Annotated in this window: 18 protein-coding genes; 4 read left to right on the top strand and 14 right to left on the bottom strand. The window is 55.1% G+C overall.

Going from position 1 to position 14,890, the window contains the following annotated elements:
* Positions 1 to 81: 81 nt before the first annotated feature.
* The 9 genes from traJ to B5F71_RS11070 are packed head-to-tail and all read right to left on the bottom strand — an operon-like array spanning position 82 to position 7,093.
* A complete protein-coding gene (gene traJ, locus B5F71_RS11110) occupies positions 82 to 1,089 on the bottom strand; it encodes a conjugative transposon protein TraJ (RefSeq protein ID WP_071150623.1) in 1,008 nt (335 codons plus the stop codon).
* Positions 1,090 to 1,091: 2 nt separating this feature from the next.
* Entirely contained in the window at positions 1,092 to 1,724 is a 633-nt protein-coding gene (locus B5F71_RS11105; protein WP_071150624.1) for a DUF4141 domain-containing protein, read from the bottom strand.
* A gap of 26 nt (positions 1,725 to 1,750) precedes the next feature.
* Complete coding sequence (locus B5F71_RS11100; RefSeq protein WP_087210234.1) at positions 1,751 to 2,032, bottom strand: DUF3876 domain-containing protein; 282 nt, start codon at positions 2,030 to 2,032, stop codon at positions 1,751 to 1,753.
* Between the two features lie 4 nt (positions 2,033 to 2,036).
* On the bottom strand, positions 2,037 to 4,541 hold the full coding sequence (locus B5F71_RS11095) for a TraG family conjugative transposon ATPase (protein WP_087210231.1): 2,505 nt from the start codon (positions 4,539 to 4,541) through the stop codon (positions 2,037 to 2,039).
* Positions 4,538 to 4,858 carry a DUF4133 domain-containing protein gene (locus B5F71_RS11090; protein ID WP_071150627.1) on the bottom strand — a complete coding sequence of 107 codons (321 nt, stop codon included), beginning with the start codon at positions 4,856 to 4,858 and terminating at the stop codon, positions 4,538 to 4,540. The genes B5F71_RS11095 and B5F71_RS11090 overlap by 4 nt, the downstream gene beginning before the upstream one ends.
* 33 nt (positions 4,859 to 4,891) lie before the next feature.
* On the bottom strand, positions 4,892 to 5,194 hold the full coding sequence (locus B5F71_RS11085; RefSeq protein ID WP_071150628.1) for a DUF4134 domain-containing protein: 303 nt from the start codon (positions 5,192 to 5,194) through the stop codon (positions 4,892 to 4,894).
* 31 nt (positions 5,195 to 5,225) lie between these two features.
* Entirely contained in the window at positions 5,226 to 5,918 is a 693-nt protein-coding gene (locus B5F71_RS11080) for a conjugal transfer protein (protein WP_087210228.1), read from the bottom strand.
* A gap of 14 nt (positions 5,919 to 5,932) precedes the next feature.
* Complete coding sequence (locus B5F71_RS11075; RefSeq protein WP_087210225.1) at positions 5,933 to 6,325, bottom strand: DUF3408 domain-containing protein; 393 nt, start codon at positions 6,323 to 6,325, stop codon at positions 5,933 to 5,935.
* 3 nt (positions 6,326 to 6,328) lie between these two features.
* Complete coding sequence (locus B5F71_RS11070) at positions 6,329 to 7,093, bottom strand: ParA family protein (RefSeq protein WP_087210222.1); 765 nt, start codon at positions 7,091 to 7,093, stop codon at positions 6,329 to 6,331.
* Positions 7,094 to 7,109: 16 nt separating this feature from the next.
* On the opposite strand from B5F71_RS11070, the gene B5F71_RS20265 reads away from it, so the two are divergent.
* The 4 genes from B5F71_RS20265 (at position 7,110) to mobC (ending at position 11,507) form a co-directional block, all read left to right on the top strand.
* Entirely contained in the window at positions 7,110 to 7,274 is a 165-nt protein-coding gene (locus B5F71_RS20265; protein ID WP_158098077.1) for a hypothetical protein, read from the top strand.
* 515 nt (positions 7,275 to 7,789) lie between these two features.
* Positions 7,790 to 8,233, top strand: a complete 444-nt coding sequence (mobA, locus tag B5F71_RS11060) for a conjugal transfer protein MobA (RefSeq protein WP_087210216.1) — start codon at positions 7,790 to 7,792, stop codon at positions 8,231 to 8,233.
* Positions 8,208 to 9,434, top strand: a complete 1,227-nt coding sequence (gene mobB / locus B5F71_RS11055; RefSeq protein ID WP_087210213.1) for a conjugal transfer protein MobB — start codon at positions 8,208 to 8,210, stop codon at positions 9,432 to 9,434. The genes mobA and mobB overlap by 26 nt, the downstream gene beginning before the upstream one ends.
* Positions 9,435 to 9,491: 57 nt before the next feature.
* Entirely contained in the window at positions 9,492 to 11,507 is a 2,016-nt protein-coding gene (mobC, locus tag B5F71_RS11050; protein ID WP_087210210.1) for a conjugal transfer protein MobC, read from the top strand.
* A gap of 2 nt (positions 11,508 to 11,509) precedes the next feature.
* Here mobC and B5F71_RS11045 read toward each other — a convergent pair whose 3' ends face one another.
* The 5 genes from B5F71_RS11045 to B5F71_RS11025 all read right to left on the bottom strand — a co-directional run bounded on the left by B5F71_RS11045 (position 11,510) and on the right by B5F71_RS11025 (position 14,769).
* On the bottom strand, positions 11,510 to 12,121 hold the full coding sequence (locus B5F71_RS11045) for an RteC domain-containing protein (protein WP_087210207.1): 612 nt from the start codon (positions 12,119 to 12,121) through the stop codon (positions 11,510 to 11,512).
* A gap of 82 nt (positions 12,122 to 12,203) precedes the next feature.
* Positions 12,204 to 13,151, bottom strand: coding sequence for a helix-turn-helix domain-containing protein (locus B5F71_RS11040; protein ID WP_241148594.1), 948 nt, complete (start codon positions 13,149 to 13,151; stop codon positions 12,204 to 12,206).
* 90 nt (positions 13,152 to 13,241) lie between these two features.
* Complete coding sequence (locus B5F71_RS11035) at positions 13,242 to 13,436, bottom strand: hypothetical protein (protein WP_071150636.1); 195 nt, start codon at positions 13,434 to 13,436, stop codon at positions 13,242 to 13,244.
* 141 nt (positions 13,437 to 13,577) lie between these two features.
* Positions 13,578 to 14,000 carry a hypothetical protein gene (locus B5F71_RS11030; protein ID WP_071150637.1) on the bottom strand — a complete coding sequence of 141 codons (423 nt, stop codon included), beginning with the start codon at positions 13,998 to 14,000 and terminating at the stop codon, positions 13,578 to 13,580.
* A 73-nt stretch (positions 14,001 to 14,073) separates the two neighbouring features.
* Positions 14,074 to 14,769 carry an Imm43 family immunity protein gene (locus B5F71_RS11025; RefSeq protein WP_087210205.1) on the bottom strand — a complete coding sequence of 232 codons (696 nt, stop codon included), beginning with the start codon at positions 14,767 to 14,769 and terminating at the stop codon, positions 14,074 to 14,076.
* Positions 14,770 to 14,890 lie beyond the last annotated feature (121 nt).

Here is a 14,890-nt window from a genome sequence, read left to right as displayed (position 1 = left end):
TTGTTATTGATGCTTTCTGTTCAGACGGCGTATGAGGCAGGCTCACACGCCGTCTGAGGGTATCTCATACGCCGTTTGAGCTTACTTGCCCCGCAGCTTGCCCGCAATGTGCCCTGCTCCGGCACCGGTAGCCGCTGCCGCCACCTTGCCGGTCTTGACGGCGGAGTTGTTCACCTGTTTGCCGTAGTTGCCCGCTCCGGCCGCCTGAATCACCCATGTCGATACCGTCGGGATGGTGAAATACCCCACGATGGCGATGAGCATGAAGATGATATAGGCCGAGTTGTTCGTGTCCGGCACGAAGTTCGGGTCGGTCAATGCCGCGATGTCCTTCTCGATCATCAGCGTCTGGATGCGTGCCAGCACCGAACTGAACAAATCGGAGATGGGCAGCCACAGGTAGATGCTGATATACTGGCATATCCAATGCACCATCGTGCTGTGGAAACCGTCATACACCGAGATGGCGAATGCCAGCGGCCCCAGGATGGAGAGCACGATAAGGAAGAATGTCCTCAGCGTGTCCAGTATCAGCCCCACCGCCTGAAAAAGCAGTTCCAGAAAACTGCGGAAGGCGTTGCTGATGGTCTGCTTGATTTCATACTTTCCGCGCTCGATGGCCATCCCTGCCATAGTCTTCAACTCGGAGGGTGTCCAGCCCAAGTCCTCAATCTGCCGCTCGTATTCCTCGTCGCTGACCAGATAGGCCGTTTCCGGGTTCCGCACCAACGCCTCGTATTCCAGTTTCTCCCGCTTCTCGGCGTACTCCTCCATGTCGAGCGTCTGCCCTTGCAGGATGCCGTGGCAGCCGGTGACGATGGGACTCATGATGCCGTTGATGGTTCCCAACACGAAGGTGGGGAAGAACATGATGCACGCCCCGATGCAGAACGGGCGGAACAGCGGATACACATCTATTGGCTCGGCACGTGAGAGCGCCTGCCACACCCGCGAGGCCACGTAGAACAACGCGCCCAATGCCGCCACCCCGGTAGCCACGCCCGTGATGTCCGAGCAGAGCGGCATCATCTCGTCATAAAGGCTGCGCAGCACTTCATGCAGGTTGCCGAATGTACTTTCTCCCGTCATGGCTACCAGTATCTTTGGTTATCGGTTCCGTACAGGTCGAGCACGCGCCGCGTGTCGTTCTTCTCCTTTGCCCGGAGGTACGACACGCCGATGTTGCGGTTCGTGTAGTAGCGCACCAGATTGCGGTGGTTCTTCACATCGCGGTAGATGCGGTCTATCAGGTCCATGCGCTCCTTGTCCGTCATTGAAAGGCCGGTCTGCGTGACGACCGTCTTCAGCTCGTCGAGCATCCCGCTGCTTTCCTCTAGCATCTTCGTGTAGCCCGAGGCGATGGCGGCCAGTTCGTCCGTCGTGTAGTTCTCGTCGGCAAGCATCTTCTGGAACGAGTTCACGTAGATGTCCGATATTTCCCCCACGAGCAGCACGGTCTGTTGCACCTTGCGGGCGTCCTTCACCAAGTTATGCACCGACTTGAGCGCGTCGTAGTACTTCTTTCCCTGCTCGTAAATCTTGACCGTTTCCTGAAAGTTCTTCACCATGTTCTCGGCGGTCGTGGTGGTCTGTATCACGTTCCGCGTGGTGTTCACGATGCTCTGCGCGAGGTTCGACGGGTCAAAGGTCACCCATTGCGCCCGGACCGTCGTGGCGGTGCAGAGCAAGGCCGTAAGGCAAATTGCTATTGGTATTCTTTTCATGTCCGTTGATGATTAAAATGTCCTTGTCAATATTCGTATTCCTTGCAGTCCCGTACATACACCCCTTCCGAGGCGAGCACGAGCCGCTCGTTATCTTCGTCATAGGCGACCTGCACCCTTTCGGGCAGTTCCGCCCACGTTCCCTGTCCGTTCCGGTAGAGCGTGGCGGTCAGCACGGCTCCCCAGCGGTAGGCGAGGGCGATGCGGTACGTGCGCCCTTCGCGGTACACCCTGACCGGGGGCGACTTGCCCCGGCTTTTCCACCGTCCGCAGATGCGGTCGAGCGGGAACAACGTGGCATATTCCATAGGCTCATCCCTCCCTTGCGTTCCGTTTCTCCTCCGCCAGCCGCTTGATGGCCAGCTCGATGTTGCCGCCGAGCTTCTCCGCCATGCGCTGCACCTCCACTTTCTCGCTCTCTTCGGTGGTGTAACAGAGGTATTCCTCCAATGAGGTTTCCGTCGCATACACCGCCGACTGCACGCCGCCCAGCCCGAACCACACCTCCTTATACTTTCGCGTCGGGTCGTTGGACATGTTCACCGAAAGAATCTGCCCCTTCTCCTTGTCCGTCAGCCCGAGCAGCGTCTGTATCTGGTCGAACTTGTTCAGGTATTTCCGCTGGTCAAGGAGAATCTTGCAGTCCGAGTTGTTGATGATGCTCTCCTTCACTATCGGCGAGGAGATGATGTCCTCCACTTCCTGCGTGACCACCACCGCCTCCCCGTAGAACTTGCGGACGGTCTTGTAGAGGTAGCGGATGTAGTCCGCCATGTTCGCCGAGGCGATGGCCTTCCACGCTTCCTCGATGACCACCATCTTGCGGATGCCTTTCAGACGGCGCATCTTGTTGATGAACAGTTCCATGATGATGATGGTCGTGACGGGGAACAGGATGGGATGGTCCTTTATCTGGTCGATTTCGAAGACGATGAAGCGTTTCGTCAGCAGGTCAAGCTGCTTGTCCGAGTTGAGCAGGAAGTCGTACTCGCCGCCCCGGTAATAGGGTTCCAGCACGTTCAGGAAGCCCGCCAAATCAAAGTCCTTCTCCCGTACCTGCTTCTCCTCCAGTATCCGCCGGTACTCCGACTTCACGAACTCGTAGAAGGTGTTGAACGAGGGTTCTTCCACTTCCCCCGAGCGGATGCGCTCGATGTAGAGCGACACGGCGTTGGACAGCGCCACCTCCTCCGAGCGCGTGGCCGGTTCGTTGTCCTTCTTCCACAGGGTGAGCAGCAGCGTCTTGATGCTCTCCCGCTTCTCGATGTCGAACACCCGGTCGTCGGTGTAGAACGGGTTGAAGGCTATCGGGTGCTCGTCGGTGTAGGTGAAGTAGATGCCGTCCTCGCCCCCGGTTTTCTGGTGTATCAGCGAGCAAAGCCCCTCATACGAGTTTCCGGTGTCCACCAATACGATGTGCGTTCCTTGTTCGTAGTATTGCCGTACCAAGTGGTTCATGAAGAATGACTTGCCGCTGCCCGAACCGCCCAGCACGAACTTGTTGCGGTTGGTGGTGATGCCACGTTTCATCGGCAGGTCGGAGATGTCCACGTGCAGCGGTTTCCCGCTGATGCGGTCTGACATCTTCAGTCCGAAAGGGGAAAGCGAACTGCGGTAGTTCGTTTCCTCCGTCCAGAAGCAGACGGCCTGTTCGATGAAGGTATAGAACGATTCCTCCGCCGGGAAGTCTGCGGCGTTGCCCGGCATCCCCGCCCAATAAAGCGTGGCGGCATCCACCGTGTCGTGGCGCGGTTTGCACTCCATTGCGGCAATCTGGCTGCCCGTGTCGTTGCGGATGACCTTCACTTCGTCCGGGTTGTCCGTCCATGCGATGACATTGCAATGGCAGCGCACCGAGGTCAGCCCGTAGGAATGCGCGTCGTTCAGGTACAGGTCTATCCATTCCTTGTTGATTTGGTTGCTCCGCGAGTAACGCGAGAGCGACTGCATGTTGCGTGCCGTCTTCTCGAAGCGTTGCAGGTTCTCCGCGCTGTCGTCGATGAAGAGGTACTGGTTGTAGATGTGGTTGCATGGGAGCAGCAGCCCCACCGGGCTGGCGAAGGAGAGGCGGCAGTCCGACCGGTCTGTGGAGAGCCGTTCATAGCGGCTGTCCGTACCGACCCGGCCCGGCAGCGCGTCCAGTTCCGAGAGCGTATAGACCGACAGCCGTTTGTCGCCGATGCGCACCCCCTCGTCGCCCAGTTCGATGTCCTCCAGCGTGCCGGTGTCCTCCAACGACAGGCAGAGGTATTTCTCCAGCAGGCCGGGTTTTTCCTCCGTGCCGGTTACCTCGTCGCCCGACAGACGGCGCAGTCTGACCAGTCCCGTGTCGTTTACAATGCGGGCGAACTGCCCGGCGGCATCTAAAAAACGTGCCGCCGTGTCCCGGTTCACTTCCTTGGGGATGATAAAGCCCCGGCACAACGACGAGAAGCTGCTCTGCATCCGCATCCGCTCCTTGGTCGTCTTGGTCAGATACAAGTAGCAGCAGTGGTTCAGGAAAGGCCGTTCGTTGAAGTGCAGTTCATAGCTCCGCGAGAGGAAGCCGAGCTTTTCGCCCTCCGTCCGGCTGCGGTAGTGTTCCTTCACGAACCAGTCCTGCTTGTGTACCACCGTGTAGTCGGGCAGCACCTTAACCGCTTTGCACCATGCCGCATGGATGGCGGCATATTCGGCAGAGGTTACCGTGAACAGTTCGGGAAGCTCCACTTCGAAGGCCACGGTGATGTCCGCGTCTTTCGAGACGATGCAATCCGACTCGACGGCCAGCAGCGGGAACTTGCTTTCCAACGTGGCGGCTTTCAATATATTTCTCATAGGCTTCTCTTTGGGGTGAATAACTTCCGGACGCTAATCCGGTTAATCAGGTATCGCGGGTGCTGCCGTTTGGCGAGCCGTTTCATCAGCCCGTGCTCGCCGTACTTGGCGTTCAGGCGGAATGTGAGCCATACCAGTATCGATGCGGATACCGCGCCAAAGGCGATGCACACCCATTGGCCTGTTCCTGCCATGTACATCACGATGAACACCACGAACACGGCAAGCAGTCCTCCGGCGAAGATGAACAGGTATTGTGCCTTCAGCCCCTTGAACTCCGCGCTCTGCCCGATGCCCTTGTTCAGTTCATATTCCATAATCCTATTCTATATATTATTTATGTATAGGGATTAGAGGAAGAACGAGCGCAGGATGGTGGCGGCGACTATCAGGAAGATGCACGCCCCGAACCACGAGGCGGCGGTCTTGCTCGTATCCGGGTCACCCGAACTGAACTTGTTATATACCTTGATGCCTCCTATCAGGCCGACCACCGCACCGATGGCATAGACGAGTTTCGTTCCCGGGTCGAAGTACGAGGTGACCATCTGCGTGGCTTCCGTGATGCCCGCTTGTCCGTTACCTTGCGCATAGAGCGCACCGGCTGCCATCAGGCAGGCCGCCATGAAAAAGATTCTCTTTGTTGTGTTCATAAAAAGTTGGTTTTATGCGGATAGACCGCTGTTAAACAATGTCGTCAATGGAAAAATCACCGGGTACGATACTCTCGGCGGGAGGCTCTGGTTGCCGTATCCGGCGGTAGTCCGCCAGATGCAGCTCGATGAGCGAGGCGATGCGCCGTTCCCGTTCCGCATCCCCGGCGGTGAGCTGGTCGAACATCGGCGTGCCCTTGAGTTCGGCAAGTGCACGTCCGGCCTGCTGCCGTTCTGCTTCGGTGGCGGTGCTGTCATCCATCGCCATGCGCACTGCCAACCCCATGTCCTCGAAACGGAGGCCTGTAGCTTTGGGAGCATAGCCTTCCAGCATTTCATCTTCGTCTATTGGAGGCTCACCGGCATCCGTTTCCCGGTATTCCATCGGTTCGTCCTGCCCCTCCACAGGTTCCAACCCGCCTTCGGCAAAGAGCGCGTCCAGCTCGTCGGCGGACACCACCTTGGGGTATCGTTCCGATTCCGTTGCAAAAGTACCCGCTTCGCTTTCCGGTTTCACGGTTTCTGTTTTCTCGGGTACTTGTGGCGTGGAGTGGCACAGGGAAAATGTGCTTTTGCCTAAAATATCTTCCGCGTCGGCTACTTTTCGGGGCAGTGTTTCCTCGCTTTCGCGTTGCCTTTTCCGGCGTTCATGCCGCTCATACAGGAGATAGGCGGCTGTCCAGAGCAGGTAGCCCACGACGCATAACGTGATAAAGGTTGTCATAGATGGATTGTTTTCTAAAAGATTCCCGTATTCCGTTGCTCATATTCGCGCTCGATGTCCCCCTGCCAGTCGGCAAAATGCTTCTCTAACACATTGTCCACGTAGCTGAACAGCGATACCCGGTTGCCGCCGATGGTCTGCACGATGCGCTGTATCCGCTCATGGAACTCCTTGCGCAGATAGATGGTCTTGCCTAACCGGGCGCATACGGGAGACTCGTGGATGAACAGGCGGAGGTATTCGCTCTCATGGGCTGGCTTGATGTCCGGCTGTTCCGTTTGGCGGGGTGCGGGCGTTTCCGGCTCCACCGTAGGAGGGACGCCCTGAGCGGGCCGTTCTTCCTTGAACGAGGCGACGATGGAGCTTTCGTCCAGTTCCGTCAGGCTGATTTTCTTCCGTTCTCCCATAGCCTACCTCCCGATAATGGTGAGTATCTCTTCCGTTATCTCCCGGATATGGCTTCCTTTGGCGAGCGTGCCGTCCACGGGGAACAGCGTCGAGCGGAACACCGCCTTGTGTTCCCCCGTCAGTTCGCGCCGGAACCGCTTGCTGTCGGGCAGGAAGGTCTGCAGCACCTGCAAGCCCAGCTCCCGGATGATTCCCTCATACACCCCGTAGAGTTCCGACTTCTCGCGCCCGTCCACCATGTTCCACAGCAGGTACAGCCCCTTGATGTTCGTCTTGCCCGTGTCCATCAGCGTATCCTTCAGCTTGGTGGCGAAGCGCAGGGTGCTTTCCATCACCACCCGGTCTGCCGCGATGGGCGAGAAGATATAGTCCATGTTCGCCAGCGTCCGCAGCACGCCGCCGCTGTTCACCGTGCCGGGCAGGTCGAAGAACACGATGTCCGTGCCGGGCAGCCTCTCCAATAGTCCTTCCGCCTTTTCCACGGCATCCTCCGCCGTGCCCTCGACGACCGGGTAGGCTTTCTTGCCGATGCGTTGCAGTTGGCGGTAGGCCATCGCCTTGTAGTGTTCGTCCTCCATGACCGTTTTCAAGTCGCGCTTGCGCATCTCGGCGATGCTGTGCTGCGGGTAGTCGCAGTCCACCACCGCCACGTTCAGCCCTTTCACGTAGTGCAGGTAGCTGGCCGCCAGCACCGTCAGGGTCGTCTTGCCCGCCCCTCCCTTCTGGGTGGAGAAGGCGATGTAAAGTGTTTCTTTTTCTGTTGGCATAACCGTTCCGTTTCAAATGATGCGGCAAAGGAAAAGAGAAACGGGAACGGTGGAAAAGGATTTCACGCTTCGGGGCGCGAGTGGCTCGGCTTTGGCGTGGAGTGGCTGGCTGGTTGGTCATACATCTGATTGTCCGGATAGTCCGTTGGACATCCGTATGATTGCCGGGTGGAATGGCTGATGCGCCGGTGGCTGATATGGCTGGATGGCTGTTTGTGTCATTAGCCGCTTGACGGGTTGTCCGGTTCTGCAACCGCCCGGTTGTCGGTACGGTTGGATGTCGGGCTGGCTGGTCAGTCGGCTGTCCCAACGTTGCAACGGAGGTGCTGGCTACCGTCGGAATTATCCTCAGGGCAAAGTGGCTGTCCTATGGCATAATGTGGCCGGCCGGGATGTTGTGTGGCAACCGGCTCCGCTTCCTACCTTTGCGGCATGAATCCGTCGGCGTGGCCGGAGGCTTACCGTCCGGTTATCGTCCGCTTTCCCCGAAAGCGCTTTTCCCCACCGGTGGGGAAAACGTATGTTCGCCAGAACATAGCAAGCTGTGTTTTTTGCAGCACGCATCCGCTTCTGCCGCAAAAAACGCTTGCCCTTGCAGGGGGCGCAATTTGGCTCCGAAGTCGCAAATTGTAAGGATGGGGCATAACGGCGGCACGGCCACGGACGGGCAGGTTTCACCTTTTAATGACAGCAAGCATGAATGAACAGCAACAGCACCCGAAAAGAAGGAAAGGCGGACGGACACCCAAGTCCGCGCCCGCCTTCCACCGCGAGACCGTCAATCTCGATGCCGCGCAGCACGCCCGGTTCCTCACCCTTTACGAGCAGTCCGGTCTTTCGTCCAAGTCGAAGTTCATCGCCGCGCGCATCTTCGGCGACAGCTTCCGGGTCATACGCACCGACCGGGGCACGATGGAGTATGTGGCCAGGCTCACCGCCCTGTACCAGCAGTACCGAGCTATCGGTGTGAACTACAACCAGGCGGTCAAGGAACTGCATGTGCATTTTACCGAGAAAAAGGCGTTGGCATTGCTCTATAAATTGGAGAAGCTGACCCTCGAACTGGTGGCGCTCAGCCGCCGCATTGTCGGACTTTCCGAAGAACTCAGGCGGCATGGTGGCGAAAATCAGCACGGGTAAGGACTTGTACGGTGCGTTGGCTTACAACCAGACGAAGGTGGAGAATGGGCACGCGAAGATATTGGATGCCAACCTGCTTCCGTACCCGGAGGACGGGCGTTTCCGCATGGGCGGAACAATGGAGGCTTTCACGGCATGGCTTCCCTCGCACTACCGCACCGAGAAGCCGGTCATCCACATCTCGCTCAATCCGCATCCCGATGATGAATTGACCGACGGGCAGCTTGCCGCCATTGGCAGGGAGTATATGGAGAAGTTAGGCTATGGCAACCAGCCATTTTTAATTTTTAAGCACGAGGACATCGACCGCCACCACATCCACATCGTGTCCCTGCGCGTGGACAGCGGGGGCAGGAAGATTTCCGACCGCTTCGAGCACCGCCGGAGCAAAGAAATAACCGGGCAGTTGGAACAGAAGTACGGGCTGCATCCGGCAGAGGGGCAGAAGAAGGCGGAGGAATGGAAGCTCCGCCCGGTGGATGCGGCGAAGGGCGACATACGCCGGCAGATAGCTGATACCGTCAAGCCGTTGCTCAAGCTCTACCGCTTCCAGTCGATGGGCGAGTTCCAGGCATTGCTCTCCTTATATAACATAGGCATGGAGGAAGTCAGGGGCGAAGCGGGCGGACGCGCCTATCACGGCATTGTCTATACAGCATTGGATGCGGACGAGAACAAGGTGGCGACCCCCATCAAGTCGGCAAGGCTGGGCAGGATGGCGGGTGCGGAGGGCTTGCAACAGCGCATGGAGTGGTCAGCCTCGCGCATCAGGGCGGACGGTTGCCGCGAGCGGCTGCGCCCTCCGTTGGCCGGGGCATTACTGAAGGCAAGGGACGAGGCGGATTTCCGCCGCCGTCTGGCAGCCATGAACGTGGACTTGGTGCTACGCCGCAATGAATCTGGCAGGATTTACGGGGTAACCTTCATCGACCACACGAGCCGTACCGTGCTCAACGGTTCCCGGCTCGGCAAGGACTTCTCCGCCAATGCTTTGGAAGCGCGTTTCAACGCGCAATCCGAACCGGTCTGCAAAGTACAGCCCCACGTGGCAACGCCTGAGCTGGAAACCGGTACGGACGGTAAGGTGCTGGGAGGGCTGTTGTCCGTCATTGAGCCGGAAACCGATGCCGTGCCGCGCTATCCGCGCCTGCACAAGCCTGACAAGAAGAAACGCCGCCGCAGGTACGGGCGGCAGGACTGAATGCAGTCCGGATAACATTCAACCGAATTTCAATCACCGTTAAAACAAGTATAACTTATGTCACAGGAAGATGATTTGAGAGGGCTTGCCAAGGTCATGGACTTCATGCGTGCCCTCAGCGTATTGTTCGTCATAGTCAATGTATATTGGTTCTGCTACCCCTCGATGAAGGAATGGAACATCGACATCGGGGTGGTGGACAGGATACTGCTCAATTTCCAGCGGACGACCGGGCTGTTCTCGTCCATTCTTTGGACAAAGCTGTTCGCCCTTGTGTTCCTCGCGCTCTCCTGCTTGGGGACAAAAGGCGTGAAAGAGGAAAAGATTAAGTGGCCGCATATCTGGGCGGCGCTTGCCGCCGGTATCGTGCTGTTCTTCTTCAATTGGTGGCTGCTTGCCCTGCCGCTGCCCCTTTCGGCGCGTACCGGTTTCTATCTGCTCACCTTGTCCGCAGGCTACGGCTGCCTCTTGGCCGCCGGGGTATGGATGTCCCGCCTGCTCCGGCAGAACTTGATGGAGGATGTGTTCAACAACGAGAACGAATCCTTCATGCAGGAGACACGGCTCATCGAGAACGAGTATTCCGTCAATCTGCCCACCCGCTTCTGGTACAGGAAAAAGATGTGGCACGGCTGGATAAACGTGGTGAACCCTTTCCGTGCTTCCATTGTCTTGGGCACGCCGGGCAGCGGCAAATCCTTTGCCGTGGTCAATTCCTATATCAAACAGCAGATTGAGAAGGGCTATGCCACCTATATTTACGACTTCAAGTTCCCGGACTTGAGCACCATCGCCTACAACCACCTGCTCCGCCATCTGGACGGCTACAAGGTCAGGCCGAAGTTCTATGTCATCAACTTCGACGACCCCTCGCGCAGCCACCGCTGCAACCCGCTCAACCCGAAGTTCATGACCGACATCTCCGATGCCTACGAGAGTTCCTACAACATCATGCTCAACCTCAACCGCACTTGGGCGGCCAAGCAGGGCGACTTCTTCGTCGAGTCGCCCACCATCTTATTTGCTGCAATTATTTGGTTTTTACGCATTTACAAAAACGGAAAGTATTGCACCTTCCCCCATGCGGTCGAGTTCCTGAACAAGCCCTACGAGCAGATTTTCCCCATCATGTCCTCCTATCCCGAACTGGAGAACTACCTCAGCCCTTTCCTCGACGCATGGCTCGCCGGGGCTGCCGACCAGCTCATGGGGCAGATTGCCTCGGCCAAGATACCGCTCTCGCGCATGATTTCCCCGGCACTCTATTGGGTGATGTCCGCCGACGAGTTCTCCCTCGACATCAACAACCCCGACGAGCCGAAGGTGCTCTGCATCGGCAACAATCCCGACCGGCAGGCCATTTACGGGGCTGCACTCGGACTGTACAACTCGCGCATCGTCAAGCTGGTGAACAAGAAGGGCAGGCTGAAAAGCTCCATCATCATCGACGAGCTGCCCACCGTGTTCATCAAGGGGCTGGATAACCTTATCGCCACGGCACGCAGCAACAAGGTGGCCGTGCTGCTGGGCTTTCAGGACTTCTCGCAGCTCATCCGCGACTATACCGACAAGGAGGCGAAGGTCATCATCAACACCGTCGGCAACATCTTCTCCGGGCAGGTCGTGGGCGAGACCGCCAAGACGCTCTCCGAGCGGTTCGGCAAGATACTCCAGAAACGGCAGTCCATCTCCATCAACCGCAACGACGTGTCCACCTCCATCTCCACCCAGATGGACAGCCTGATTCCGCCGAGCAAGATTTCCTCGCTGACGCAGGGCATGTTCGTCGGTTCGGTGGCGGACAACTTCGGAGAGAAAATCGAGCAGAAGATTTTCCATTGCGAGATTGTGGTGGATGCAAAGAAAATTGCCGAAGAGGAAAAGACCTACCGGAAGATACCGGTCATCACCGACTTCAGGGATGCCGACGGCATCGACCGCATGAAGGAAATGGTACAGGAAAACTACAACCGCATCAAGGAGGAAGCCCGGCAGATTGTCGCCGATGAGCTGGAGCGCATCGGGAGCGACCCGAACCTGAAGCATCTGCTGGAGTTGAACAAACAGGCATAGGCTTATTTGTTCCGTCGGTATTGCTTCTCGTCGTCCGTATCCATTTTCCGCAGCAGGGCTTCGCGCAGCCGGTCGATGAAATAGGTGCGGTCGTCGCCTTTCCTCCTCCGCATCCGGGCATAGTAGCTCGATGCGTTCTTCACATCCACACCCAGTGCGCCGCACACATATTCCACCACTTGCTTGAGCGTGATTTCGCCGTCATTGAACAGCTTCAGTTCATGGCAGGCATAAAGCAGTTCGACAAGGTGGATGGCGTCGTCCGTCCACAGCACGGGAGGCCCGTCGCCGGGCGGACGGGCTTCTCCGTTTCCGGAACCCGCCCGTCTTTTTTCCATCCTTTCCATCGTGTTTTCCACATACATGATAGCTCCCACCACGTGGCAGTAGCACACCAGATGGCTCTGCCCGTTGTTGTGGTAGCGTTCCCGCAGGACGGTCAGCCGGAACTTCGTGTATTGGAGATGGAGGAACACGCAGGTGTGGTTGCCGTGTTCCTCATGCAGATGGCTGAGGTGGCGTATGAAATCGTCACTTGCCTCGTTCAGCCTTTCGGTATCGCAATCCCCTTGTTCCAGTAAAAGCAGGTAGGGGCACAGGTAAAATACATCCATTTGAAACTATTTTATCGGTTATGAACGGCAAAAATAGCGGTGTACATGGATGTGGCAGTTCCGTTTTTCGCCGGAAATGCCGTCACTCGCCCAGATAGAACTTCCGCCGTTCCTCGCACAGCTCGTCGTACAGCTCCTTGTGCAGCTCGCTGGGGCTTTGCTTCATCTGTCCCGTGCAGAACTCCCAGAACCGGTTGGCCGACTCGAAGCCGTTCTTCTCGGCTATCTCCCTGAGCGGGCGGTCGTAGTGGTATTTCAAGTCCCGCCGTATCTGACCGATGCGCTGCTCCTGCAACCATTTGTTGGCGGACTTCCGGTAGATTCTGCTGAATTTCTCGCGGAAGGTCGATACACTCATGCAGAGCATCCCCGCCAGTTCCTCCACGCTGTTCGTGCGGTAGCTGTAACGGTTCACCTTCAGCCGGAACACAGCGGCATACAGGGGCTTCAGCCGTTTCTCGGCATGTTGCAGCTCCGCTTCGGTGAGCGGTGTGGGCTGGCGGCTTATCTGCTTGCGCCGCTCCACAAAGAAATAGTCGCACACCTCGTTGCACAGGTTGTACAGGGGGCGGGGGATGCCGGTCTGGTACAGCACGTCGCACAGGTAGAGCATCTCCGGCGTGCGGCAGGCTTTCCGCCAAGGCTCTGCCAGTTCGTGCAGCAGCCGGTTCTGCACCTCCGTGTCTTCCGACAGGGCGAGCAGCATCAGCAGCGGGCGGCATCCGGGAGCCGACACCTCCGGCAGCGCGGGCTGTCCCGTCAGTAGGTCAAGGATGTGGTGGCATAGCCTTGTGTCCCGCGCGTAGGGTTCCAGCGCGAGGTAATGCTTCGGGGTGCGGGCTTTCAGCAGCCCTTTCATTTCTCCGCACAGGGCGGCGGTGGTCTGTTCCAAGCCTGCCGGGGCGGTGGCGGACAACTGTTCGATGAAGTCTGTATTCATAAGCGGTATGTTTTTTATTGTTCGATGAATCCGTAAAGATAACCGGTTGCACGTGTCCGCTTGTTCCGATTTCCGCCGGAAATGCCGCACAGTAGGGATTTAGCTTGTTTATGTTTATCGTTCCCTGCCAAATGCCTTTAATTTGCCCGGTTTGCTCATTGTTTCATTCATCCAAAACGATTATGTTCTCCAAAATGCAAAATAAAGCAGGATAATCCCCAGCGCAATTCCACAAAAGACAAGACCTGTCAAGAGAAAGACCCAATCCGGATAATGAAAGTCAATCTCCTTGTAAGGAATGGCAGTTTTCTTCACATACTTGTTCCATGCCCATATAAGAACTCTACCCAATCTTTCTGCTGTAATATAGTCCATAATTATTTTACTTTCCAATTTGAATTTCCTCATGCGCTACTAAGCAACAGATAAAAAGTCGCCAACTGGACAACAAGGGAAACGACATAGATACAGTAATAGAACAGACAAATGATTTGGTGGAAAACACCCGTTCAGGGGTTATCTTCCTTTGTTTCCAATGAATTTGCTTTTATATATGGCGTACTCTACAGTGTAAGTAGCCAGCTTCACACCTAAGAACATGCCTACAAGCAATATATATGCTACAAAACAAAAATGATTATACATGAGGTCTGTTAAGAAGACAGGTATCAATAGGGCTATGATTGTAGCGTTCTGAAACCATTTCTGTACTTTCAATAACAGGTCAATGTATAAGTGATTTTCTATGTAGCTGAAACCCCATTTATAATTATGACGTTTCAGATAAGACAACGAGAACCATAGCCCTACAAGTGAGGCGATAATAGCTACTTGCCACCATGCCCCCATGTATGGGAACATACTTTTTAAGAATGTCAGCAAAACAATGCCTATTATGCTACATTCATATACAATTCTTACTTTTGTTGTATTATTCATATATGTACGCTATTTGTTGGTAATGGTTGGTGAGCAACAGCGTTTAGTTGTTTTCTCGACCTTGTTAACGATTTTATTTCACAATCATTAGTTCATTCCCATATAGATAATTGCCTCTGTTATTCCATATTTTGGAGTAGTCTGACAATTTGTAAATTTCAGGTCTATACAAATGCAACACCTTATCCAAAACTCTTTCTCGGAATATTATTCCATCTCCATATTCTATGCTATCTAAAACGAAGAAATTCTGTTTGATTGAACTATCTTTCAGTTTCATATCAGGATATACTGTAAAACAAGTACCCCGTTCCTTCTGTAAGTCACTCTGATATGTTATGCCTTTTCCGAAATGAAAAGAATCGTTGTCAAAATGATTTATACGTAAAGCGTAATATTTTTTATCCGTCAGAGATTCGTTTTTCTTGTTTACTACCTTGACGGTTGCAATATCATATTTATCAACGAACCCATTTTCTTGAAGTAAAGACAAAAACTCTTCCGATACGATTTTGAGTTTTATGCTGTATTTATCAAGAAAATCAAATTGCAGAATTCCCGGTTTTTTGTTGCATACGAGGTATAAGACTGGTGGTAAATTTTCTTCCCATCCATTCTTGTCTTTCCACATCCATTGCCCGTGGTTTTGGAACTTCTGCCTTTTGCTTTCATCGTAAGTATCACAGACATCAGATCTACCAAACTCCAATAATCCTTTAGGCAGTTTATCAATTCCATAGTTCCAAATATAGAGTTCTTCTGTATTCATAATTATTATCGTTAATGGTTAGAAAGGAGCATCGTCAGATGCTATCTTTCGTTGTTAGATACTAAATTTATGGTTTCAAGGACATTGCCCGATATAATATTTTGAACACCACTGAATATAT

The sequence above is a fragment of the Bacteroides sp. An269 genome (assembly GCF_002159755.1).
Taxonomy (GTDB): Bacteria; Bacteroidota; Bacteroidia; order Bacteroidales; family Bacteroidaceae; genus Phocaeicola; species Phocaeicola intestinalis.
This window is presented reverse-complemented; position numbering and strand designations above follow the sequence as displayed.

What these genes read in the sequence shown, in the direction of transcription:
- traJ (WP_071150623.1), bottom strand. Translation starts at nt 1,089, where the DNA reads ATGACGGGAGAAAGTACATTCGGCAACCTGCATGAAGTGCTGCGCAGC.
- B5F71_RS11105 (WP_071150624.1), bottom strand. Translation starts at nt 1,724, where the DNA reads ATGAAAAGAATACCAATAGCAATTTGCCTTACGGCCTTGCTCTGCACC.
- B5F71_RS11100 (WP_087210234.1), bottom strand. Translation starts at nt 2,032, where the DNA reads ATGGAATATGCCACGTTGTTCCCGCTCGACCGCATCTGCGGACGGTGG.
- B5F71_RS11095 (WP_087210231.1), bottom strand. Translation starts at nt 4,541, where the DNA reads ATGAGAAATATATTGAAAGCCGCCACGTTGGAAAGCAAGTTCCCGCTG.
- B5F71_RS11090 (WP_071150627.1), bottom strand. Translation starts at nt 4,858, where the DNA reads ATGGAATATGAACTGAACAAGGGCATCGGGCAGAGCGCGGAGTTCAAG.
- B5F71_RS11085 (WP_071150628.1), bottom strand. Translation starts at nt 5,194, where the DNA reads ATGAACACAACAAAGAGAATCTTTTTCATGGCGGCCTGCCTGATGGCA.
- B5F71_RS11080 (WP_087210228.1), bottom strand. Translation starts at nt 5,918, where the DNA reads ATGACAACCTTTATCACGTTATGCGTCGTGGGCTACCTGCTCTGGACA.
- B5F71_RS11075 (WP_087210225.1), bottom strand. Translation starts at nt 6,325, where the DNA reads ATGGGAGAACGGAAGAAAATCAGCCTGACGGAACTGGACGAAAGCTCC.
- B5F71_RS11070 (WP_087210222.1), bottom strand. Translation starts at nt 7,093, where the DNA reads ATGCCAACAGAAAAAGAAACACTTTACATCGCCTTCTCCACCCAGAAG.
- B5F71_RS20265 (WP_158098077.1), top strand. Translation starts at nt 7,110, where the DNA reads ATGATGCGGCAAAGGAAAAGAGAAACGGGAACGGTGGAAAAGGATTTC.
- mobA (WP_087210216.1), top strand. Translation starts at nt 7,790, where the DNA reads ATGAATGAACAGCAACAGCACCCGAAAAGAAGGAAAGGCGGACGGACA.
- mobB (WP_087210213.1), top strand. Translation starts at nt 8,208, where the DNA reads ATGGTGGCGAAAATCAGCACGGGTAAGGACTTGTACGGTGCGTTGGCT.
- mobC (WP_087210210.1), top strand. Translation starts at nt 9,492, where the DNA reads ATGTCACAGGAAGATGATTTGAGAGGGCTTGCCAAGGTCATGGACTTC.
- B5F71_RS11045 (WP_087210207.1), bottom strand. Translation starts at nt 12,121, where the DNA reads ATGGATGTATTTTACCTGTGCCCCTACCTGCTTTTACTGGAACAAGGG.
- B5F71_RS11035 (WP_071150636.1), bottom strand. Translation starts at nt 13,436, where the DNA reads ATGGACTATATTACAGCAGAAAGATTGGGTAGAGTTCTTATATGGGCA.
- B5F71_RS11030 (WP_071150637.1), bottom strand. Translation starts at nt 14,000, where the DNA reads ATGAATAATACAACAAAAGTAAGAATTGTATATGAATGTAGCATAATA.
- B5F71_RS11025 (WP_087210205.1), bottom strand. Translation starts at nt 14,769, where the DNA reads ATGAATACAGAAGAACTCTATATTTGGAACTATGGAATTGATAAACTG.